This is a genomic window from Pseudomonas imperatae, assembly GCF_057128625.1.
Window position 1 is genome coordinate 180,811 of sequence record NZ_JBSKHP010000010.1, and the last position, 22,365, is coordinate 203,175.

Genomic DNA, 22,365 nt, shown 5'->3' on the forward strand with positions numbered 1-22,365 from the left:
CAGGTTTTCGCACCAACCTGGCCCCGTAGCCGCTGCCGCCAGGCTGCGCTGGCCGGTATTGCCACCAGGATTTTGTGGGTGGACGCAAGGGCCAGCGCAGCCTGGCGGCAGCGGCTACGGGTAAATCCCGTGTTGGCATGCAACCTGCTTCGATACTATCAGCCCACCCGCGTTCAACGGCGATCGCACCCAGGGGCACCCCACACAGATACCAGGCAAAGGCGCCTGGAGCTTAACGGCTCCAGGCGCCTTTTTTTGTTCGAGGAAAACCTGCATGAACGCATTCATGACGCTCAAGCCGCGCCCGCAACTGATCATCGTCGGCAACGGCATGGTCGGCCACCACTGTGTCGAGCAACTGATTGAGCGCGGGGCCCTGGCGCAGCTCCAGGTGCGGGTGTTCGGCGAAGAGCGCCAGCGCGCCTACGACCGCGTGCACCTGTCCGAGTACTTCGGCGGCAAGGACGCCGAGGCGCTGGCCCTGGGCGATGCCACCCTGTACGCCGACCACGGCGTGCAGCTGCACCTGGACGAAGCGGTGCTGGAGATCGACCGGGCCAACCGCCAGGTGGTCACCGCCCAAGGCCGCTATGCCTACGACCAACTGGTGCTGGCCACCGGTTCCTACCCGTTCGTGCCGCCCATTGCCGGCTCCGAAGGCGACGCGCGGCTGGTGTACCGCACCCTCGACGACCTCGACGCCATCCGCCAGGCCGCCAGCACTGCCCGCCGTGGCGTGGTGGTGGGGGGCGGCCTGCTGGGCCTGGAGGCGGCCAACGCGCTGAAGTCCCTGGGCCTGGAAGCCCACGTGGTGGAGTTCGCCCCGCGGCTGATGCCGGTGCAACTGGACAGCGACGGCGGCGCCGCGCTGCGCGCGCAGATCGAGGCGTTGGGCGTAGGCGTGCACGTGTCCCGTGCCACCCAGGCCATCGTCGCCGGCGAGGCCTATCGCTACCGCATGAACTTCGACGGTGGCGAGTTCCTGGAAACCGACCTGGTGGTGTTCTCCGCCGGCATCCGCCCCCAGGACGCCCTGGGGCGCGGCGCCGGCCTTGACGTTGCTGCGCGTGGCGGCGTGGTCGTGGATGAGCATTGCCGCACCAGCGACCCGGCGATCTTCGCCATCGGCGAATGCGCGTCCTGGAACGGCAGCGTGTTCGGCCTGGTGGCGCCTGGCTACAGCATGGCGCGCAACGTCGCGGCGCTGCTGGCGGGGCAGGGCGAGGCCACCTTCAGCGGCGCCGACATGTCCACCAAGCTCAAGCTGCTGGGCGTGGACGTGGGCTCCATCGGCGACGCCCACGCCGCCACGCCGGGTGCGAAAAGCTACCGCTTCATCGACGAGGCCAACGCCAGCTACCGGCGCCTGGTGGTGTCGCCGTGCGGCAGCAAGGTCATCGGCGCCGTGCTGGTGGGCGACAACAGCTACTACGACACGCTGCTGCAGTACGTGCAGAACGGCATCGCCCTGCCCAAGGATCCGTCCAGCCTGATCCTGCCGCTAAGCGACGGCGCCCCGGCCCTGGGCGCCGATGCCTTGCCCGACGGCGCTACCCTGTGTTCCTGCCACAACGTGACCAAGGGCGCGGTGTGCGCGGCCATCGACAGCGGCTGCGGCGACCTGCCCAGCCTGAAGGCGCAGACCAAGGCTTGCACCGGTTGCGGCGGCTGTGCGGCGCTGCTCAAGCAGGTGTTCGAGCACGAGCTGATCGCCCGCGGCGTGGCTGTGGACAAGAGCCTATGCGAGCACTTCGCCTACACCCGCCAGGAACTGTATGCGCTGGCGCGGGTGGGCGATATCCACAGCTTCGAGGAACTGCTGGCCCGTCACGGCCGTGGCCACGTGGGCTGCGATATCTGCAAGCCCACCGTCGGCAACATCCTCGCCTCGTGCTGGAACCAGCCGATCATGGACCCGTCGCTGGCGCCGCTGCAGGACACCAACGACACCTTCATGGCCAACATGCAGAAGAACGGCACCTACTCGGTGGTGCCACGCATTCCCGGGGGCGAGATCACCCCGGACAAGCTGATCGCCATCGGCGCGGTGGCGAAGAAATACGACCTGTACACCAAGATCACCGGCGGCCAGCGCATCGACCTGTTCGGCGCCCAGCTGCACCAATTGCCCGACATCTGGGGCGAGCTGATCGACGCCGGCTTCGAGACCGGCCACGCCTACGGCAAGAGCACGCGCACGGTGAAAAGCTGCGTGGGCAGCACCTGGTGCCGCTACGGCGTGCAGGACAGCGTGAAGATGGCGCTGTTCATCGAGGACCGCTACAAGGGCCTGCGCTCGCCGCACAAGCTCAAGTTCGCGGTGTCGGGCTGCACCCGCGAGTGCGCCGAGGCGCAGAGCAAGGATGTGGGCGTGATCGCCACCGAGAAGGGCTGGAACCTGTACATCAGCGGCAACGGCGGCATGCGCCCGCGCCACGCCGAGCTGTTCGCCACTGACCTGGACGACGCCACGCTGATCCGCTACATCGACCGCTTCCTGATGTTCTACATCCGCACCGCCGACAAGCTGCAGCGCACCTCGGTGTGGCGCGAGAGCCTGGAAGGCGGCCTGGACTACCTCAAGCAGGTGATCATCGACGACAGCCTGGGCCTGGGCGCCGAGCTGGAAGCGCAGATGCAGCACGTGGTCGACCGCTACGAATGCGAGTGGGCCAACGCCCTGAAAGACCCGGAGAAGCTCAAGCGCTTCCGCACCTTCGTCAACGACCGCCGCGACGACCCCGGCGTGCACTTCGTCAAGGAGCGCGGCCAGCGCCGGCCCGCCACCCACCATGAACTGAAACTGATCCCGCTCGCCGAGGAGGCCCTGTGATGAACAACGCCCATCAAGCTGTGCAAGCCCAGGCCTGGCGGCCGGTGTGCCAGCGCCGCGACCTGGTGGCCAACAGCGGCGTGGTGGTATGGCTGGACGGCGCCCAGGTGGCGCTGTTCTACCTGCCCGATGCCCCGGATGGCCAGGTGCTGCACGCCATCGACAACCACGACCCGCGCTCGGGCGCCAACGTGATCGGCCGCGGCATCGTCGGCCAGCTCAAGGGCCAGTTGGTGGTGGCGGCGCCGCTGTACAAGCAGCATTACGCCCTGGCGGACGGCCATTGCCTGGAAGAACCCGGCGAGCGCTTGCGTACCTGGCCCGTGCGGCTGGTGGGTGATGAAGTCCAGATAGCCGCGTGATATATGTGGGAGCTGGCTTGCCAGCGAGCTTTTTGTTGCCCCCCAAAGCTCGCTGGCAAGCCAGCTCCCACAAGAGCGGTGTAACATCGTCGCCATGAACCTCGACACCCGCATCAAATTCCGCCACCTGCTGTGCTTTCTCGAAATCGCCCGCCAGGGCAGTTTCGCCAAGGCCGCCGACGCCGTTGCCATCAGCCAGCCGGCCATCTCCAAGACCCTCAAGGAGCTGGAAGACCTGCTGCAGACCCGCCTGTTCGACCGCGACAAGAGCGGCGTCGAGCTGACCCCCGCCGGCGTGCGCTTCATGCGCTACGCCGCGCCCTGTGTGCAGGCCCTGCGCGACGGCGTGAGCACCTTGCGCAGCGAGCAGCACGAGGCGCCGCAGGTGAAGGTGGGCGTGCTGTCCACCGTGGAAAGCCGGTTGATGCCCGAGGTGTTGTGCCGCCTCAACGAGCGCCACGCCGCCCTGGTGGTCAGCGTGGCCACCGGCCCCGGCGCGCACCTGCTGGCGCAGCTGCACGTGGGTGAGCTGGACCTGGTGATCGGGCGCATGACCGACAACCCGCAAATCCAGGGCCTGATGTTCGAGCACCTGTACAGCGAGGCCATGACCCTGGTGGTGCGCCCCGGCCACCCGCTGCTGGGCGAGGTGCCCACCGACCGCGGCAAGGTCAACCGCTACCCGCTGGTGCTGCCGCTGGCCGGCACCACCATCCGCAAGCACGCCGACAGCCTGTTCGTGCAGTGCGCCATCGAGCCGGCTGCCCAGCGCCTGGAAACCCTGTCGCCGACCCTCAGCCGCCGCTACGTGCTCAGCAGCGACGCCATCTGGGTGGCCCCGCGCGACGCAGTGCTGCTGGACATCCGCCAGGGCGAACTGTTCGAGCTGGACCTGGGCGTGCGCGAGCCCGGCGGCTCGGTGGGCATCTGCAGCAACGCCTCGCTGGCGCTGTCGCTGCCGGCGCAATGGCTGTGCGATGTGGTGCGCGAGGTGGCGGCCAGTTATCGCGAAGCCTGAATGTAAGATTTTGGTAAGGTTTGCCATCATTCAGATGAAACCCTTTAAACACCTGAACTTATCTGTATTTTCCGGCTCTCATGCCGGTAGCCATTGGTCGTGGCCGCCTGATAAGCTCGCGGCTTTACTCGATTGCCCATTTGGCGCATGAACAAGGAAATAGCATGAAACAGCATCGGTTGGCGGCGGCGGTTGCCTTGGTCACTCTGGTACTCGCAGGTTGCGACAATCATTCCAGCGTGGAACTGAAAACCCCGGCGCAGAAAGCTTCCTACGGCATCGGCCTGAACATGGGCAAGAGCCTGGCACAGGAAGGCATGGACGATCTGGACTCCAAGGCCGTCGCCCAAGGCATCGAAGATGCTGTCGGCAAGAAACCCCAGAAGCTCAAGGACGACGAACTGGTCGAAGCCTTCGCTGCGCTGCAGAAGCGTGCCGAAGAGCGCATGACCAAGATGAACGCCGAAGCTGAAGCGACCGGCAAGAAATTCCTCGAAGAGAACGGCAAGAAGGAAGGCGTGGTCACTACCGCTTCCGGCCTGCAGTACCAGATCATCAAGAAAGCCGACGGCCCACAGCCCAAGCCGACTGATGTCGTGACTGTCCACTACGAAGGCAAGCTGACCGACGGCACCGTCTTCGACAGCTCCATCGAGCGTGGTAGCCCAATCGACCTGCCAGTGAGTGGCGTGATCCCTGGTTGGGTCGAAGGCCTGCAACTGATGCACGTTGGCGAGAAGATCAAGCTGTTCATCCCGGCTGACCTGGCCTACGGTGCCCAGAGCCCAAGCCCGAAAATCCCGGCCAACTCGGTGCTGGTATTCGACCTGGAACTGCTGGCCATCAAGGATCCGGCCAAGGCCGACCAGGCGCCTGCCGCCGCTGACGCCGACAAGGCTGACGCTGCTGATGGCGACAAGGCCGACAAGGCTGCTTCGAAGTAATTCGCAGCCCTGCCCGAAAAACGCCCCGCCTTGCGGGGCGTTTTTTTTTGCCCGCGCACTCGTCACCGTAGCCGCTGCCGTAGGCTGCGCTGGCCTTCTGCCTCGCTGAAGATTCACGGGGCACACGCTGGCCAGCGCAGCCTACGGCAGCGGCTACGGTAGGATTGAACCTGCTGGATGGCTGAACAGTCTCAAGAAGGTGCCAGGCGCAAACGATTTACCTCAACGTCTCAAAGTGTGTAAAAAACGCCCGATCTAAGCGCAAGCCTTGAAAAACCTGGCTTTGCGCCATTAAAACGGCCGCTGTTCACAAGGTTATCCACAATAACTGTGGATAACCCTGCCACCCTGTTTCCCCCGGAGGGGCGATGAAAGCACCCTGGAGTTTTGCCCGTTTCCTGCCCTTGGCCGAGCGCCTGCTCAACCGCGGCAAACTGCCGGCCCTGATCTTCGCCGTGGTGCGCAAGAGCCAGGGCACGGCAGGGCGTTTCAGCGAGTTGAAGGCCAACGTACGGCTGTTGCAGGAGCTGTGCCTGGCCTACTGGCGCGGCGAGTACCGCGCCATCAACCCGCGCTCGCTGGTGATGATCGTCGCCGGCCTGCTGTACTTCGTCAGCCCCATCGACGCCATCCCTGACTGGATACCGGGCATCGGCCTGCTCGACGACATCGCGGTGCTGGCCTGGGTGGTCAACAGCCTGGAGAAGGAACTGGCCGCCTTCAAGGCCTGGCGCGACAGCCTGCGCCCCGAGAAGCTGCGGGTGGTGGAACGCCTGCCGGCCAGCCCGCGCGCCTTGCAACTTGAACACAACAGCGGCGAAAAACCGACTATGTAAGCAAGTTGAAATAGAAAATCCCGTTACGACCCTGCTGCTGTTACTATATTTGGCATAAGGATTATGCCTACAGATTACATATGGTGATCCTACAGGGGGTTGTAATGGGTGTTCAGGTCATCAGTCGCGATGGCAAGCCGGAATATGCCGTGCTGCCGTGGGAGCAATACCAGGCGTTGCTGGCCGCCGCCGGGCAACCCGTTGCCCCGGCGCCCAGCGTCGAGGCGCCAGCGCCGCAGGTAGCCGAGCAGGCTGCGCCGGCGTTTTCGCGCCTGGGCGAGCTGCGTGAAGCCAAGGGCCTGGCCCTGGACCAGTTGGCGCGCACCGTGGGCATCAGCCCGTCCTACCTGGCCATGATCGAGTCTGGCCAGCGCGAACCCGACGCCGCCATTCGACGAAGCCTGGCGTGGGAGCTGGGGGTTCCCGGCTGGGGAGAGCCGACGTGAGCGTGCGCATCAGCCGCCAGCAGTGGGATGGCCTGCTGAACGAGCTGGACCATGCCCGCCGCCAGCGCCACCTGCTGACCTACCGCGCCTTGCTTGAGCGCCTGCAACTGCCCAGCCCGGCCATGCAGACGCTGACCGCTGCCCTTGAGTACCTGGCCGTGATCGACGCCCGCGCCGAGCAGCCGTTGCGCAGCTCGCTGGTGATCAGCCAGGGTGCCAGCCGCCTGCCGCGCACCGGGTTCTTCGAATGCGTGGAGCGCCTGGGGCGTTTTTCCGGGCCGTCCGATGGTGTTGCCGCCGCCTCCTGGCACGCCTCGGAAGTGGTGCGGGTGTTCGAATTCAGCTACCCGGAAGAATGCACATCGTGAACAAGACGCTGTGGCTGCTCCGCGCGCGGATCAGCTACTGGGTGGCACGCCAACTGTTTCACTGGCCCTGGTTCGTGCGCCAGCCCCAAGGCTGGGCGTGGCTGGAAGGGCAATTCTCGCGCATGGCCAACCTGGGCGACGTCAACGCCATGGGCTTCTACGGCCATATCCTGATGTTCCGTGGCAAGGGCCTGGCGGCCCGCGACGAGGGCCAGCGCCTGCTGCGCCTGGCGGCCGAACGCGGCGACGCGCGGGCGGCGTACCAGATGGGCGTGATCAGCCTGGCGGGCACCTTGCGCAGCGCCCCGGATGGGGTAGCCGCGGTGCACTGGTGGGAAATGGCCCTGGCCGGCGGTCACCCGCTGGCGGCGTTCAAGTTGGCGCAGCTGTACCGCCAGGGTGGCCCGGGGCTGGCGCCAGACCCTGAGCAGGCGGCGCGCTACGAAGCACCTCGGGGCTGAGGGTGTCCAGCACTTGGATACTGTAGCCGGGCACCACCTTGGCCTGGTGCTTGGCCTGGGACGCCAGCTCGGCCAGCAGGCTGGCATCCAGGTCGGCGCAGGCTTCAGGGTGCAAATGCACCACGCCGATGGACAGTGACAGCAGCGCGAACTCCTGCCGCTGGCCCTGGCGGTTGTGGGCCACGAAACAGCCTTCCTCCAGGTGCTCGGCGCGGTAGAAACGCCGGCACTGGGCCTGGAAGTCCTCCAGCAGCTGGTTCAATCGTTTGCGCCAGTCGGGCGAGTTCAGCACCAACATGAAATCATCGCCGCCTATGTGCCCGACGAAGTCGCGCGCCGGGTCCACGCGCTCGTTCAGGCACTGGGCCAGGCACAGCAACACCTCGTCGCCACGGCCGTAGCCGTAGATGTCGTTGAAGGGCTTGAAGCTGTCGATGTCCACGTAGCAGATGGCCGCCTCGCGGCCCTGCTGCAGCACCCGGGTCAGGCACTGCTGGATCGGCACGTTGCCCGGCAGCAGGGTCAGCGGGTTGGCGTGGCGGGCCTGCTGGATCTTCATTTCGGTGATCAGCTTGAGCACGTCGATCACCCGCCCCAGGCCCAGGTAGCGGCCGTCCAGGGTAATGATGAAATCTTCTTCCATGCGTTGCCGGGCGCGGCTGGTGAGCAGGCGGCTGACCTGCTGAAGTGACTGGCTGACCTCCACCGCCAGGAAGTCCTCGCTCATCAGCCGGCTGATGGGTTTGCGCGCGAACAGTTCGGTGGCGTAGGGCTTGAGCAGCGCCTCGGACAACGAGTGCCGGTGGACGATGCCGCAGGGCTGCTGCTGGGCGTCCAGCACCGCCAGGCTGTTGAGGTTGGCCTGGCTGCGAAACGCCTCCAGCACCGCGGCGGTAGGCATGTCCTGCTGCACCGCCAGCTGTTCGATCAGCAGCGCGCTGAGGTCGCTGCCTTCATCGGCCAGGGGCATCAGGGTGCTGTCCAGCTTCGGCAGCAAAACCCGCGCGTCGTGGGGCGGATGTTCCTGGGGGCGGGCCAGCAGGTAGCCCTGCACCAGGTCCACGCCCATCTCCGCCAGCACGGTCAGCTCCTCGGGCAGCTCGATGCCCTCGGCGATCACCTGGGCGCGCGAGGCCTTGGCGATCTGCAGGATGGAGCCGACGAACTCGCGCTTGAGCGCGTCCTGGTGGATGCCGTCGATGAAGTGCCGGTCGATCTTCACGTAGTCGGGGCGCAGTTCCGACCACAGGCGCAGGCTCGAATAGCCGGCGCCCAGGTCGTCCAGGGCAATCGAAAAGCCCATGGCGCGGTAGTGGTGCAGGGCGTTGTACAGCAGCTGGAAATCGTCGGTGGGGGTCTGCTCGGTCAGCTCGATGACCACGTCGCTGGGCGGGATGCCGTGGGCCTGCAGCAGCTTGAGGGTCATGCCAGGCTGGTGGCTGGGTTCGAGCAGCGACTCGGGCGACACGTTGAGGAACAGCTTGCCCGCCAGCTTCTGCTCGCTGAAGCGCCGGCAGGCGGTTTCCCGGCAGGCGATCTCCAGCTCGCTGAGGCGCCCGGCCTGGCGCGCCACGGCGAACAGGTTGATGGGCGAGTGCAGGGCGCTGTTCGACGGCCCGCGGCTGAGCGCCTCATACCCCAGGATACGCCGCTCCGACAGCGAGACGATGGGCTGGAACAGGGTGTGCAGGTTGCCCTGGGCCAGGATGGTGGCCAATGCGCCCAGCTGTTCGGTGATGGTCATGAATATTGCAACCTTGTGGGAGCTGGCTTGCCAGCGAGCTTTTGAGGGGGCAATTAAAAGCTCGCTGGCGAGCCAGCTCCCACAAAAAAGGCTGGGCACCTCTTACAGTGCCCAGCCCCTTATTTCACGACAGCTGGATGACCATTTGATGACAATTGGCCATCATTTCATCAATGCTTGGCAACCGTCGAGTTCAGCTTCAGGTAGTCCAGCAGGATGCGACCGGTCTCGGCCAGGTAGGCGTCGTCCTCAGGCTTGGTCTTGTCCGGCTCGGCCGCCAGGGCGTCCTCGTCTTCCTTCTTCATTTCCTTCAGCGGTGCCTCGCCCTTGGCCTTGCGACGGGCGTTTTCCAGCGCCAGCTGCTTGGCTTCGATGTCGGCGTGCTGGGCACGGCGGTCGGCTTCGTTGAGGCTGACGGTCTTCTCGCTCATCAGCTTCTCGGCCAGCGCCAGGCGGTCGCGAATGTAGATGAACTCGGCGTCCTTGTCGGTGCGCGCGTCGTGGTCAGCTTTCAGCTGGGCAATGAACGGCTTGAACGGGTCGACCGCAGGCTTGATCGAAGGACGGATGGTGTCCCACGGCATGGCCTCGGGCAGGGCGCTCTCGCCAATTTCCTTGGTGTCGATGATCGACGGGAAGGCCACGTCAGGCAGTACGCCCTGGTGCTGGGTGCTCTGGCCGGAGACACGGTAGAACTTGGCCAGGGTCAGCTTCAGTTCGCCATGGTTCAGCGGCTGGATGGTCTGCACGGTGCCCTTGCCGAAGGTCTGGCCGCCGACGATCAACGCACGGTGGTAGTCCTGCATGGCGCCGGCGAAGATCTCCGAGGCCGAGGCCGACAGGCGGTTCACCAGCAAGGCCATCGGGCCTTTGTAGAAGGCGCCCGGGTTCTCGTCTTCCAGCACGTCGACTCGGCCGTCGGCATTACGCACCAGCACCGTTGGCCCTTTCTCGATGAACAGGCTGGTCAGTTCGGTGGCTTCCTGCAGCGAGCCGCCGCCGTTGTTGCGCAGGTCGATGACCACGCCGTCGACGTTCTCTTTCTGCAGCTCGGTCAGCAGTTTCTTCACGTCGCGGGTGGTGGACTTGTAGTCCGGGTCGCCGGCGCGGAAGGCCTTGAAGTCGAGGTAGAAGGCCGGGATGTCGATGACGCCCAGCTTGTATTCCTTGCCGTTCTCGGTGAGGTGCAGGATGGATTTCTTCGCCGCCTGCTCTTCGAGTTTCACCGCTTCACGGGTGATGGAAACGATCTTGCTGGTCTGGTCGTTCGGCGCATTGGTGTGCGGGATCACTTCCAGGCGCACCACGGAGCCCTTGGCGCCGCGGATCAGCTTGACCACTTCGTCGAGGCGCCAGCCCACCACGTCGACCATTTCCTTGTCGCCCTGGGCGACGCCGATGATCTTGTCGGATGGGGCGATCTGCTTGGTCTTGTCGGCCGGGCCGGCAGGCACCAGGCGCACTACCTTGACCTGGTCGTTGTCGCTTTGCAGCACGGCGCCGATACCTTCGAGCGACAGGCTCATGTTGATATCGAAGTTTTCCGCGCTGTCGGGCGACAGGTAGTTGGTGTGCGGGTCATACGACTGGGCGAAGGTGTTGATGTACGCCTGGAAGATGTCCTCGCTGCGGGTCTGGTCCAGGCGCGCCAGCTGGTTCTTGTAGCGCTTGGTCAGGGTGTCCTGGATCTGCTTGTTGTCCTTGCCGGCGATCTTCATGCGCAGGACTTCGTCCATCACGCGCTTGCGCCACAGGTTGTCCAGGTCCGCCTCGGTGGTGATCCACGGGGCGTCCTTGCGGTCCACGGCCAGGGTCTCGTGGCCGGTGAAGTCCATCTTGTCGACGCCTTTGCCCAGTTCGGCCAGGGCGAAGTCCAGGCGCGATTTCACCCGGTCAAGGTAGCGCTTGTAGATGGTGAAGCCTGGGTCCAGGTCACCGCTCTTGAGGAAGTCGTCGAACTGCGTCTTCCACTTGTCGAACTCGGTGATGTCGCTGGCCAGGAAGTAGCTGCGCGATGGATCCAGCAGCTTGAGGTAGCTGTCGTAGATGATCACCGAACGCTTGTCGTCCAGCGGCGGCTTGCTGTAGTGATGGCGCTTGAGCAGCTCGACGATGTTGAGGCTGGCGATCACCTCGTCACGGTCAGGCTGAAGGTTATCCCAGCTGTTGGCTGCGAAGGTGCGGGCGGACATCGACAGAGCGCCGAGGCCGATGCACAGTGCAAGGGCGGAGCTGGGCAGTAGATGCTTCATGCTGATTCGACGTGGGGACAATTGATCACGCATATTAGGCCGTCTTTGAATTCGCCGGTTTCATTGAAACCGGTCGCATAATGCAACAAGCCCGGCGCCTAGGCACCGGGCTCAGTCATGAGTCAACTATGGAGGCACTGTGAAGGCATTGCAAGGCGTTGAAGGACATGTGGAGTGGGTAGACCATCCGAGCGCGGTTTGCGACGTGGGTCAAGTGAAAATTCAGACAGCTGCCGCCGGCCTCAATCGTGCCGACCTGTTGCAGCGTGCCGGCCTCTATCCGCCACCGCCGGGTGCCAGCCAGGTGCTGGGCCTGGAATGCGCCGGCGTGATCAGCGAAGTGGGCCCCGGCTCGTCCTGGAAGGTGGGCGACCGGGTGTGCACGCTGCTGGCCGGTGGCGGCATGGCCGAGGAAGTGGTGGTCGACGGCCGTCACGTGCTGCCGGTGCCGGCGGGCCTGTCGCTGATCGAGGCGGCGGCCATTCCCGAGGTGTACGCCACGGTGTGGCTGAACCTGTTCCAGTTGGCCGCGCTCAAGCCCGGTGAAAAGGTGCTGCTGCACGCCGGTGCCAGCGGCATCGGCTCGGCGGCCATCCAGCTGTGCAAGGCGTTCGGCAACCCCACCTGGGTCAGCGTCGGCTCGGCCGAGCGCCTGGCCTACTGCGAGGCGCTGGGCGCCCAGGGCGGCGTGGTGCGTGGCGATGGCCTGGACGCGCTGAGCGACTTCGGTCCGTTCGATGTGATCCTGGATCCGGTGGGCGCCAATTACGCCGACCTGAACCTGAAGGTGGCGGCGGTGGACGCGCGCTGGGTGCTGATCGGCCTGATGGGCGGCACCAAGGCCAACATCGACCTGGGCAAGGTGCTGGGCAAGCGCGTGCAGATGCTCGGCTCGACCCTGCGCAGCCGCAGCGACCAGTTCAAGGCGGATTTGCTCAGCGACCTGGGTCAACACGTGTGGCCGCTGTTCGAGGAAGGGCGCTTGAAGCCACAGGTGGCGCGGACCTTCCCGGTGCGTGATGCCGAGGCGGCGTTCGCCGAGTTGGCCAGCAACCAGGTGTCGGGCAAGGTGGTGTTGATCGTCGATCCGTCCTTGGTGTGAGGTGGCATTGGACGCGGCCTGCGGCCGCTGCTACGCAGATCCGATTTATGGCGTATACGCATTCACGTAGCAGCGGCCGCAGGCCGCGTCCAGGTCCCCTCAACGTTCGCGCAACGCCTCCGTGCGCGCCTTCAGCACTGGCTTGAGCAGGTAATCGAGCACGCTCTTCTCGCCGGTGATGATGTCCACCGTCGCCGTCATCCCCGGGATGATTACCAGCGGCTTGGCGTCGCCCCCCAGGTGGTTGGCGTCGGTGCGCACTTGAATCAGGTAGAAGCTGTTGCCCTTGTCGTCGGTGATGGTGTCGGCGCTGATCAGTTCCAGCTTGGCCTTCAGGCCGCCGTAGATGGTGTAGTCATAGGCGCTGAACTTGACCATGGCCGGCTGGCCGGGGTGCAGGAACGCCACGTCCTGGGGCCGCACCTTGGCCTCGATCAGCAGGTTGTCTTCCAGCGGCACAATCTCGACCATGTCGCTGCCCGGCTGCACCACGCCGCCGATGGTGTTGACCTTCAGCGTCTTGATGATGCCGCGCACCGGCGACACCACCGTGGTGCGGCTGACGCGGTCGTCGATGGCGATGCTGGTGGCGGTGATTTTCGACAGGTCGGTGCGCTTGGCGTTGAGGTCCTTGGAGGCGTCGGAGCGGAACTGCTGGTTCGACTCGTTCATCTTGCTCTTGATCTCGTTGATCGCCGCTTCCGCCCGGGGAATCGCCAGGGTGGTGGCGTCCATCTGCCCGCGGGCTTCCACCGCGCTGCGCTTGAGCCGCAGGATTTCCACCGGCGAGATAGCCCCGGTGCCCACCAGTGGCGTCGACATGTTCAGTTCCTGCTGCAGCAGGCCCAGGCTTGAGCGGTATTGGTCCTGCTTGGAGCGGAACTCCGCCAGTTCCTGGGTCTTCTGCCGCAGTTGTTCGCTGAGGGTCTGTTGTTCGCTGGCCAGGCGGCGCTGGCGCGACTGGTACAGGCCCATCTCGTCCTCGGCCACTTGCGGGGCCTTTTTGCGCACCTCATCGGAGACCACGAACGGCTTGCCATCGGCCTCGGCGGACAGCCGTTCGACCTGGGCCATCAGCGCGTAGCGGTCGGCCTCGCTCTCGCCCTTGTTGGACAGGAAGCGCGTGTCGTCCAGGCGCAGCAGGGTGTCGCCCTTGTTCACCACCTGGCCTTCGCGCACGTAGATCTCGGTGACGATGCCGCCCTCCAGGTTCTGGATGACCTGCACCTTGCTGGACGGAATGGCCTTGCCTTCGCCCATGGTGACTTCCTGCAGTACGGCGAACTTGGCCCAGATCAACGCCGCCAGCAGCAGGGCGGCGCACAGCCACACGGTGATGCGCGTGAGCCGGGGTGAATCTTGCAGCGCCGCGCTGGCAAGCTCGGGCATGAACTCGCTCTCGGCGGTCTTGCCGAAGCTGCTGAAATAGCCGCGCAGGCCTTGGGAAGCTGACATCAATACCCTCCTAAACAGGCGTCTGGCCGACGCGGCCTTTGCGCAGGGCTTCGATCACCGCGTCCTTCGGCCCGTCGGCGACGATGCGGCCGTTGTCCAGCACCACCAGGCGGTCAACCAGGCTGAGCATGGAGGTGCGGTGGGTGACCAGCAGCAGCGTCTTGCCGCCCACCCAGTTGTGCAGGCGCAGGCGCAGGGCGTCCTCGCTGGCGTTGTCCATGTGGCTGGTGGGCTCGTCGAGCACCATGATCGGCGGGTCCAGCAGCAGCGAGCGCGCCAGCAGCACGGCCTGGCGCTGGCCACCGCTGAGCAGCTGGCCGCGCTCGCCCACCGGGCGGTCGAAACCTTGCGGGTGCTGGCGGGCCAGCTCGGTGACGCCGGTCATCTCGGCTACTTCCAGCATGCGCGCGTCGCTGACGTAGCGGGCGCCCATGGTCAGGTTGTCGCGCAGGCTGCCGGCCAGCAGCGGCAGGTCGTGGGCCACATAGCCGATCTGCTGGCGCAGGTCGGCCACGTCCAATTGCCGCAGGTCGAGGTTGTCGAGCAGAATCTGGCCTTCCTCGGGTTCGTAGAAGCCCATCACCAGCCGCGCCAGGGTGCTCTTGCCCGAGCCGCTGCGGCCGATGATGCCGATGCGCTCGCCGGCGCGCATGCTGAAGCTGACGTTGCCCAGCGCCGGGGCGTTCTGGTTGGCGTAGCGGAAGGTCACCTGGCTGACCGCCAGGGCGCCCTGCAGTTGCGTGCGTTCCAGCGGGCGCTGGCGTGGGTCGCGCTCCTGGGGCAGGGCCATCAGCGCGTCGGTGCTGACCATGGTCAGCTGCGCCTGCTGGTAGCGAGTGATCAGCCCGGCGATCTGGCCCAGGGGCGCCAGCACGCGGCTGCTGAGCATGTAGCTGGCCACCAGGGCGCCGACACTGAGGTTGCCGGCGATGATGGTGTACACGCCGGCGACGATCACTGCCATGCCGGCGAACTGCTGGATGAACAGCGTGCCGTTGGTGGCCAGCGCCGCCAGGTTGCGGGCGTGGCTGTCCAGGCGGGTGAGGGCGCCGTGGGTGGATTCCCACTGGTACTGGCGCTCGCTCTCGGCGCTGCAGGCCTTGATGCTTTCCAGGCCGCTGAGGGTTTCGATCAGCAGCGCCTGGCGCTCGGCGCCCAGGGCCAGGCTCTTCTGCACGGTGTCGCGCAGCTTGGCCTGGATGATCAAGGCGAAGCCGATGGTCAGCGGGAAGGCGACGATGGGCACCAGCACCAGCCAGCCACCCAGCAGGCCGATCACCGCCAGCATCAGCACGGCGAAGGGCAGGTCGATGATGCTGGTCAGGGTCACGGCGGTGAGGAATTCACGCAGGCCCTGGAAGTCATGGATGCTCTGGGCGAAACCACCGATGGTGGCCGGCTTGGCCTTCATGGCCATGCCGGTGATGCGCTCGAACAGGGTCGCGGAGAGAATCAGGTCGGTCTTCTTGCCGGCGGTGTCCAGCAGGTGCGCGCGCAGCACCCGCAGCACCAGTTCGAACAGCGTGCCCACCAGCAAGCCGATGGCCAGCACCCACAGGGTGGAGGTGGCCTGGTTGGGCACCACGCGGTCGTAGGTCTGCATCACGAACAGCGGCACCATCAGGCCCAGCAGGTTGATCATCAGGCTGGCCAGGATCGCATCGCTGTACAGCCAGCGCGACAGTTTCAGGGTGTCGCGAAACCAGGCATGCACCCGCGGCATCAGCGGCTGGCGCAGGTCTTCCAGTTCGTGGCGCGGCCGCGCGAACAGGGCCTCGCCGGTGTACTCGGCGGCCAGTTCCTCCTGGCTCACCCATTGCTCGCCGCCTTCGGCCTCGCTGGGCAGGATCAGCGCGCGGCCGTCCTCGCCCAGGCGGCGTAGCACGGCGCAGCGGCCGCCCTTGAGCATCAGCAGCACCGGCAGGTTGAGCGCCGAGATGGCGCCCAGTTCGCGGCGCAGCAGGCGCGCCGACAGGCTGGCCCGGGCCGCGGCGCGGGGCAGCAGTTCCAGGCTCATGCGCTGTTGCGCCAGGGGCAGGCCGGCGCTCAGGCTGGCGCGGCTGACGGCACAGCCGTGCAGCTTGCACAGGATCAGCAAACCGTCCAGCAGGGGGTCATCGAAACTCAGGCGCGGGTCCGTTGCCGGCCCCGCAGGTTGCATGCTGGTCACGTGTGTTACTCCAAAGCCAAAAGGCAGTTACCCAAGGTGCCGTTACTTCATGTCCGGAAGGCGTGCTTCGTTCTTCACTTCCGTCTGGGCAACCGCTTCGTTGGGCAGTACCACGCGTTCTTTCTCCAGCAGCACGCCCATGTTGGCGAGCACGCGGTACATCGAGAACTCCTCGGTGTAGCGCACTTCGGTGTAGCGGCTGTTGGCGGTGTACAGCTCGTTCTCGCTGTCCAGCAGGTCGAGCAGGGTACGTTGGCCCAGGCCGAACTGGTCCTGGTAGGCCGCGCGCACCTTGGTGGTGGTCTCGGCGTATTCACGCGCGTATGGGGTCTGGGTGTGGGCGTTGTCCATGGCATGCCAGGCCAGCGCCAGGTTCTCGTTGAGCATGCGCAGGGCGTTGTTGCGGATGTCCATGGCCTGGTTGATCTTGTGCGCGTCGGACTGCAGGCGGGCCTTGTCGCTGCCGCCCTTGAACAGGTTGTAGTTCATCACCACGCCGGCACGCCACTCGTTGTCGCGGCCTTGCTCGCCGGAGATGTTGTTGTTGGCGTCCACCGCCAGCTCTGCATCGAAGCGTGGGTAGAACGGCGACTTGGCCACTTCGTACTGGCTTTCGGCGGCGGCCACGTCAGCCTGGGCCGACTTCAGGTAGGGGTTGTTCTCGAGCATGGCCTGGCGCGCGGCGAGGATGTCGGCGGGCACTTCGCCACGGATGCTGGGCGGGGCTTCCAGCTCGTCGGGCATGCGCCCCACGGTGCTGAAGAAGTTGGCCTCGGCATCGGCCAGGTTGACCTGGGCAGTGTACAGGTTGTTCTCCGCCAGGGCCCGGCGGGCGCGGGACTGGTCGACGTCGGCGGTGCTGCCCACGCCGCGCTCGCTGCGCAGGCCGATCTGGTCGTTGACGCGCAGGTGCGCCTGCAGGTTGTTCTTGGCCAGGGTCACCAGCTCGCGCTGCTTGAGCACGTTCAGGTACACCTCGATGGCGCGCAGGGCCTGGGTCTCGGCGGTGCCGCGCAGGTAGTACGCGCGCGAGTTGACCACGTCCTTGGTGCGCTGCACTTCGTTGGGGGTGTTGAAGCCGTCGAACAGCATCTGCCGCAGGCGCAGCTCGGACTGGGTGTAGTTCAGGCTCTCGGGGCTGTTGCCCTCGATGGCGCGGGTGGTGGGGCTGTCGGTGCGCGCGCGCCCGTACGCGGCCACCAGGTCGACGGTGGGGTAGTAGCCCCCGCGCGCGACTTTCTCATCCTCATCTGCGGACAGGCGGTTATTCAGATTCGACTGGATTTCGGGGTGGTAGCTGATCGTGCTCTGAATCGCCTCTGTCAGCGTCATGCCTTGGGCTTGGGCGCAGGCCATCGCGATCAAGACCGCGCTGCAGATGGGGGTGTAAACGCGCATGGGGTGAATCTCCCTGAGTCTTTAAGTGGTGCAGCAATCGCCAAAAAAATGGCGAAAAATAAGGGCCAATCCGTTTCAGGCTTGTAACATGAGAGCTAAGAACATCCTTAGCGAAATCTAAGAACTTTTTTGCATAACTCTTATTCTAAAAAAAACTTATGCAGTGTTCTGATTTCGAGACATTGTTCTCTCCAGGCCACCCGCGTGACCCAGTTAAACCGGAGAGTTACGGGCGGCGAAGAAAAGTTCAACAAATTTTTGCAGCATAGGGCGGGGATGTAGCGAAGGGGAGGAAGCAGGAGAAATTATGGCGACAAAAAATTGTCACCCGCAGTGCCAAAGTTTATCCTGTAACTTCACTGGTACAAGTTTTCATCAAACTCTTTGAATTAGTTGAAGTTTTAGTTCATGAGGAAGACTTTTTCCAGGATTAGGTAGGGCCTGAACTCTAGCGCCGGGTAGTGCCCCCACTTTGGGGGCCCTCAGCAGACTCATCAGCCACGACCACACGCGAAGCCGATAGCACTTTTTCTGCAAAACCCCATGCCCAGAGCGGCAGATGAGGAGTGCACAATGGCCACGTTGATTGGTGTAGTCAGTCAGGTAATCGGACAGGTATTTGCGATCGGCGCCGACGGCACGCGCCGCGCGGTGCATCAGGGCGACCGGCTGTTCGTCGGCGAGCAGCTGGACACGGGCGCCGATGGCGCCGTGTCGGTGCACCTGCAGAACGGCAAGGAACTGACCCTGGGGCGCGGCAGCGAAGTCACGCTCAACCAGAACATGCTGGGCGACATGGCCCCGCACGTGGCCACCCAGGAAGTCGCCGCGCCCAGCCAGGCCGAGCTGACCGACGTACAGAAAATCCAGCAAGCCATCGCCGCCGGTGCCGACCCTACCCAGGCGGCTGAAGCCACCGCCGCTGGCCCGGCTGCAGCGGGCACCCCAGCTGCGGGCGGCGAGGCCGGTGGCGGCCACAGCTTCGTGCTGCTCACCGAGACCGCCGGCGTAGTCGACCCGGTGGTGGGCTACCCCACCGCAGGCTTCAACGGCGTGCCTGACTTCGCCACGCCCCAGGTGCTGGGCGCTACCAACACCAACGCCGCGGCGCTGGTGGCGGTGGACAACGGCATCACCCTCACTGGCCTGGGCAACGGCGTCAGCCTCGACGAGGCCAACCTGGCCGACGGTTCCAACCCGCAAGCCTCGGCCCTGACCCAGGGCAGCAGCTTCACCGTCACCGCCGCCGATGGCCTCACCAGCCTGGTGGTAGGCGGCATCACCGTGATCAACAACGGCGTGGTGGTCGGCGTGGGCCAGTCCATCACCACCGGCCTGGGCAACACCCTTACCATCACCGGCTACAACCCCACCACCGGCCAGGTCAGCTACAGCTACACCCTGACCGGCCCTGATACCCAGCCAGCCGGTGGCGGCGCCAACACCGTCAGCGAGAACCTGGGCGTCAGCGCCACTGACTCCAACGGCACCACCAGCACCGGTTCGGTGACCGTGACCGTTGTCGACGACGTGCCCCAGGCAGTCAACGACAACCCCACCACCCCCGCCACCGAGCAGCACCTGGTGCTCACCGGCAACGTGCTGACCAACGACATCCAGGGCGCCGACCGCATCGCCATCACCGCCACCAGCGGCCCGATCACCGCCGGCACCTACACCGGCACTTATGGCACCCTGGTGCTGGCCAGCGATGGCAGCTACACCTACACCCTCAACGCGGCCGGCCAGGCGTTCAACAACCTGCACGGCGGTGGCAGCGGCACCGACAGCTTCACCTACACCCTCAACGATGCCGATGGCGACACCAGCACCGCGGTGCTGACGCTCAACATCAACAACATCAACGACCCGGTGACCATCACCGCACCCACCGTGGGCGGCCTCAACACCACGGTCAACGAAGCCAACCTGGACAACGGTTCGAGCCCCAACGCCGGGGCCCTGTCGCAGAATGGCCAGTTCACCGTCACCGCCCCCGATGGCCTGCAGACCCTGACCATCGGCGGCGTCGCGGTGGTCACCGGCGGCGTGGGCATCAGCTCGCCGGTCAGCATCGTCACCCAGCTGGGCACGCTGACCATCAACAGCTACAACCCCACTACCGGCGTGGTCAGCTACACCTACACCCTGACCCATGCCGACACCCACCCTGACGTCCAGGGCCCGAACACCCTCACCGACACCTTCCAGGTGGTGGCCACCGACACCGATGGCAGCACCGCCACCACCCAGCTGACCACCACCATCGTCGATGACGTGCCCCATGCCGTGGCCGACACCGCGTCGGTCACCGAAGGCGTCAAGGTCGACATCGGCAACGTCGTGGGCAACGACGCCAGCGGGGCCGATGGCTTCGGCGGCGTGGTAGGCGTGCGCGCCGGCAGCAACACCAGCACCCCCGTGGCTGGCGGCGTGGGCGTGGCCATCGAAGGCGTGTACGGCAGCCTGACCATCAACGCCGACGGCACCAGCAGCTACCAGGCCAAGGCCAACGTGGCCAACGACGGTTCGGTCACCGACACCTTCACCTATTCGATCGTGGACAAGGACGGTGATGTCAGCACCACCACCGTCACCATCACCCTCACCGACGCGGGCCTGAAGGCCACCAACGTCGATGGCGCCACTGTGTTCGAAGCCGCGCTGCCCACCGGCAGCCACCCCGACTGGACCAGCGAAGTGGGCACCGGCACCGTGGCCGGCTCGGTCACTGGCGGCGTTGGCGCACTGACCTACAGCCTGCAGGGCGCCGATGCCAACGGCAACGTCACCAGCCAGTACGGCACCTTGCACCTGAATGCCGACGGCACCTACACCTACACCCTCAACGTCGCGCCGCAAGTGTCGGGGGTGGGCACGCTGGACACCTTCACCCTGGTGACCACCGACAGCGCCGGCAACCAGGTGGAAAGCCAGGTTGCGATCAAGATCGTCGATGACGCGCCGGTGGCAGTGCCCGATACCGCCACCCTTACCGAGGGGCTTGTGGCTCAAGGCAACGTGCTGGCCAATGACGTCGGCGGCGCCGACGGCATTGCCGCGGTGATCGGCGTGCGCGTGGGCAGCGACGTTTCCACGCCTGTGACCAACGGCGTAGGCACGGTCATCCAGGGCGCCTATGGCGAGTTGCTGATCAAGGCCGACGGCACCGCCATCTACCATGCCGATGCCAACTCGGTAGGCAAGGCGGGCGCCACCGATACCTTCACCTACTCGATCATCGACAAAGACGGTGACATCAGCACCACCACCATCACCATCAACGTCACCGACGCGGGCCTGAAGGCCACCAACGTCGATGGCGCCACCGTGTTCGAAGCGGCACTGCCCACCGGCAGCCACCCGGACTGGACCAGCGAAGTGGGCACCGGCACGGTCGCCGGTTCCGTCACCGGCGGCGTCGGTCAGTTGACCTACAGCCTGCTGGGCTCCGACGCCAACGGCAATGTCACCAGCCAGTACGGCACCCTGCACCTGAATGCCGACGGCACTTACACCTATACCCTCAACGTTGCCCCGCAAGTGCCGGGCATCGGCACCCTCGACACCTTCACCCTGGTGACCACCGACAGCGTCGGCAACCACGTTGAAAGCCAGGTGTCGATCAAGATCGTCGACGACGCCCCGGTGGCAGTGCCCGACAGCGTTTCCATCACCGAGGGCCTTGTCGCGCAAGGCAACGTGCTGGCCAATGACGTCGGTGGCGCCGACGGCATTGCCGCCGTGATCGGCGTGCGCGTGGGCAGCGACGTTTCCACGCCTGTGACCAGCGGCGTAGGCACGGTCATCCAGGGCGCCTATGGCGAGTTGCTGATCAAGGCCGATGGCACCGCCATCTACCACGCCGATGCCAACTCGGTAGGCAAGGCGGGCGCCACTGATACCTTCACCTACTCGATCATCGACAAAGACGGTGACATCAGCACCACCACCGTCACCATTAACGTCACCGATTCGGGCCTGCACGCCAAGAACGTCAACGGTGTCACCGTCTTCGAGGCCGCCCTGGACTTGAACCAGGACGGCAAGGACCTGGCGCCTGGCACCACCACCGGCAGCCACCCCGACTGGACCGCCGAAACCGCCAGCGGCACCGTCGCCGGCTCCGTGACCGGCGGTGTTGGCGCACTGACCTACAGCCTGTACGGCTCCGATGCCAATGGCGACCTGAAGACCCAGTACGGCGTCGTTCACATGAACGCCGACGGCACCTACACCTACACCCTCACCAGCGCCCCGCAAGTGGCGGGCCTGGGCACCACCGAAACCCTGACCGTGGTGACCACCGACAGCGTTGGCAACCACGTGGCCAGCCAGCTGACCATCAAGATCGTCGACGACCAGCCCCAGGCTTACGCAGATTTTGCCCGCATCACCGAGGGCCAGACCGCCCAGGGCAACGTGCTGCAGAACGACGTGTCGGGCGCCGACGGCTTCGCCGGCGTGGTTGGCGTGCGCGCTGGCGGCCTGGACGGCAAGGCCGTCACCAGCGGCGTCGGCACCGTGATCCAGGGCCAGTACGGCGAACTGGTCATCGCCGCCGACGGCACCAGCGTGTACCACGCCAACGCCAACTCGGTCGGCCACTTCGGCGTCGACGTGTTCACCTACACCGTGGCGGACAAGGACGGTGACCTGAGCACCACCACCTTGACCATCAAGGTCGACGATGCCCACCTGAAAGCCACCAACGTCGACGGCGTCACCGTCTTCGAAGCCGCCCTGGACACCACCAAGGACGGCAACGACCTGGCCGCCGGCAACACCACCGGCAGCCACCCGGACTGGACCTCGGAAACCGCCAGCGGCACCGTTGCCGGTTCGGTGACTGGCGGTGTTGGCGCGCTGACCTACAGCCTGTACGGCTCCGATGCCAACGGCGACCTGAAGACCCAGTACGGCGTCGTTCACATGAACGCCGACGGCACCTACACCTACACCCTCACCAGCGCCCC

At 65.5% G+C, this 22,365-nt stretch carries 15 protein-coding genes; 10 read left to right on the forward strand and 5 right to left on the reverse strand.

Features of this window, described 5'->3' with window-relative positions:
* Positions 1-274: 274 nt before the first annotated feature.
* The 8 genes from nirB to ACWKWX_RS15070 all read left to right on the forward strand — a co-directional run bounded on the left by nirB (position 275) and on the right by ACWKWX_RS15070 (position 7,268).
* On the forward strand, positions 275-2,833 hold the full coding sequence (gene nirB, locus ACWKWX_RS15035; protein ID WP_483828204.1) for a nitrite reductase large subunit NirB: 2,559 nt from the start codon (positions 275-277) through the stop codon (positions 2,831-2,833).
* Positions 2,833-3,195: a nitrite reductase small subunit NirD gene (gene nirD, locus ACWKWX_RS15040; RefSeq protein WP_483828205.1), complete on the forward strand. Its 363-nt coding sequence runs from the start codon at positions 2,833-2,835 to the stop codon at positions 3,193-3,195. Before nirB ends, nirD begins: the two co-directional genes overlap by 1 nt.
* Before the next feature lie 94 nt (positions 3,196-3,289).
* Positions 3,290-4,213 carry a pca operon transcription factor PcaQ gene (gene pcaQ, locus ACWKWX_RS15045; protein WP_416422970.1) on the forward strand — a complete coding sequence of 308 codons (924 nt, stop codon included), beginning with the start codon at positions 3,290-3,292 and terminating at the stop codon, positions 4,211-4,213.
* A gap of 164 nt (positions 4,214-4,377) precedes the next feature.
* Positions 4,378-5,157 carry a BamJ family beta-barrel-assembly machinery protein gene (gene bamJ / locus ACWKWX_RS15050; RefSeq protein WP_416422971.1) on the forward strand — a complete coding sequence of 260 codons (780 nt, stop codon included), beginning with the start codon at positions 4,378-4,380 and terminating at the stop codon, positions 5,155-5,157.
* A 368-nt stretch (positions 5,158-5,525) separates the two neighbouring features.
* Positions 5,526-5,993 (forward strand): YkvA family protein, encoded by a 468-nt coding sequence (locus tag ACWKWX_RS15055; protein WP_473005657.1) that lies wholly within the window; start codon positions 5,526-5,528, stop codon positions 5,991-5,993.
* 104 nt (positions 5,994-6,097) lie between these two features.
* Positions 6,098-6,439: a helix-turn-helix domain-containing protein gene (locus ACWKWX_RS15060; RefSeq protein WP_416422973.1), complete on the forward strand. Its 342-nt coding sequence runs from the start codon at positions 6,098-6,100 to the stop codon at positions 6,437-6,439.
* Positions 6,436-6,807 carry a hypothetical protein gene (locus ACWKWX_RS15065; protein ID WP_416422974.1) on the forward strand — a complete coding sequence of 124 codons (372 nt, stop codon included), beginning with the start codon at positions 6,436-6,438 and terminating at the stop codon, positions 6,805-6,807. The genes ACWKWX_RS15060 and ACWKWX_RS15065 overlap by 4 nt, the downstream gene beginning before the upstream one ends.
* Positions 6,795-7,268 (forward strand): tetratricopeptide repeat protein, encoded by a 474-nt coding sequence (locus tag ACWKWX_RS15070; protein WP_483828206.1) that lies wholly within the window; start codon positions 6,795-6,797, stop codon positions 7,266-7,268. The genes ACWKWX_RS15065 and ACWKWX_RS15070 overlap by 13 nt, the downstream gene beginning before the upstream one ends.
* On the opposite strand, the gene ACWKWX_RS15075 is transcribed toward ACWKWX_RS15070, so the two are convergent.
* Positions 7,180-9,012, reverse strand: a complete 1,833-nt coding sequence (locus tag ACWKWX_RS15075; RefSeq protein WP_483828207.1) for a bifunctional diguanylate cyclase/phosphodiesterase — start codon at positions 9,010-9,012, stop codon at positions 7,180-7,182. The genes ACWKWX_RS15070 and ACWKWX_RS15075 overlap by 89 nt on opposite strands.
* 170 nt (positions 9,013-9,182) lie before the next feature.
* The gene (locus tag ACWKWX_RS15080; RefSeq protein ID WP_416422976.1) at positions 9,183-11,264 is read right to left on the reverse strand and encodes a carboxy terminal-processing peptidase; all 2,082 of its coding nucleotides are present in this window, start codon (positions 11,262-11,264) and stop codon (positions 9,183-9,185) included.
* Positions 11,265-11,403: 139 nt separating this feature from the next.
* On the opposite strand from ACWKWX_RS15080, the gene ACWKWX_RS15085 reads away from it, so the two are divergent.
* Positions 11,404-12,366: an NAD(P)H-quinone oxidoreductase gene (locus tag ACWKWX_RS15085; RefSeq protein WP_483828208.1), complete on the forward strand. Its 963-nt coding sequence runs from the start codon at positions 11,404-11,406 to the stop codon at positions 12,364-12,366.
* Between the two features lie 99 nt (positions 12,367-12,465).
* On the opposite strand, the gene ACWKWX_RS15090 is transcribed toward ACWKWX_RS15085, so the two are convergent.
* The 3 genes from ACWKWX_RS15090 to ACWKWX_RS15100 are packed head-to-tail and all read right to left on the reverse strand — an operon-like array spanning position 12,466 to position 17,389.
* Positions 12,466-13,821 carry an HlyD family type I secretion periplasmic adaptor subunit gene (locus ACWKWX_RS15090; protein ID WP_416422978.1) on the reverse strand — a complete coding sequence of 452 codons (1,356 nt, stop codon included), beginning with the start codon at positions 13,819-13,821 and terminating at the stop codon, positions 12,466-12,468.
* Positions 13,822-13,831: 10 nt separating this feature from the next.
* The gene (locus tag ACWKWX_RS15095; RefSeq protein ID WP_416422979.1) at positions 13,832-15,991 is read right to left on the reverse strand and encodes a type I secretion system permease/ATPase; all 2,160 of its coding nucleotides are present in this window, start codon (positions 15,989-15,991) and stop codon (positions 13,832-13,834) included.
* Positions 15,992-16,033: 42 nt separating this feature from the next.
* Complete coding sequence (locus ACWKWX_RS15100) at positions 16,034-17,389, reverse strand: TolC family outer membrane protein (RefSeq protein ID WP_473005661.1); 1,356 nt, start codon at positions 17,387-17,389, stop codon at positions 16,034-16,036.
* Positions 17,390-17,962: 573 nt separating this feature from the next.
* Between ACWKWX_RS15100 and ACWKWX_RS15105 the strand changes: the two genes are divergently transcribed.
* The coding region (locus ACWKWX_RS15105; RefSeq protein ID WP_483828209.1) for a retention module-containing protein at positions 17,963-22,365 on the forward strand (4,403 nt) is incomplete at its 3' end.

Excerpts from the sequence above, each read along its gene's own strand:
- nirB (WP_483828204.1), top strand. The coding sequence starts at position 275 with ATGAACGCATTCATGACGCTCAAGCCGCGCCCGCAACTGATCATCGTC.
- nirD (WP_483828205.1), top strand. The coding sequence starts at position 2,833 with ATGAACAACGCCCATCAAGCTGTGCAAGCCCAGGCCTGGCGGCCGGTG.
- pcaQ (WP_416422970.1), top strand. The coding sequence starts at position 3,290 with ATGAACCTCGACACCCGCATCAAATTCCGCCACCTGCTGTGCTTTCTC.
- bamJ (WP_416422971.1), top strand. The coding sequence starts at position 4,378 with ATGAAACAGCATCGGTTGGCGGCGGCGGTTGCCTTGGTCACTCTGGTA.
- ACWKWX_RS15055 (WP_473005657.1), top strand. The coding sequence starts at position 5,526 with ATGAAAGCACCCTGGAGTTTTGCCCGTTTCCTGCCCTTGGCCGAGCGC.
- ACWKWX_RS15060 (WP_416422973.1), top strand. The coding sequence starts at position 6,098 with ATGGGTGTTCAGGTCATCAGTCGCGATGGCAAGCCGGAATATGCCGTG.
- ACWKWX_RS15070 (WP_483828206.1), top strand. The coding sequence starts at position 6,795 with ATGCACATCGTGAACAAGACGCTGTGGCTGCTCCGCGCGCGGATCAGC.
- ACWKWX_RS15075 (WP_483828207.1), bottom strand. The coding sequence starts at position 9,012 with ATGACCATCACCGAACAGCTGGGCGCATTGGCCACCATCCTGGCCCAG.
- ACWKWX_RS15080 (WP_416422976.1), bottom strand. The coding sequence starts at position 11,264 with ATGAAGCATCTACTGCCCAGCTCCGCCCTTGCACTGTGCATCGGCCTC.
- ACWKWX_RS15090 (WP_416422978.1), bottom strand. The coding sequence starts at position 13,821 with ATGTCAGCTTCCCAAGGCCTGCGCGGCTATTTCAGCAGCTTCGGCAAG.
- ACWKWX_RS15100 (WP_473005661.1), bottom strand. The coding sequence starts at position 17,389 with ATGCGCGTTTACACCCCCATCTGCAGCGCGGTCTTGATCGCGATGGCC.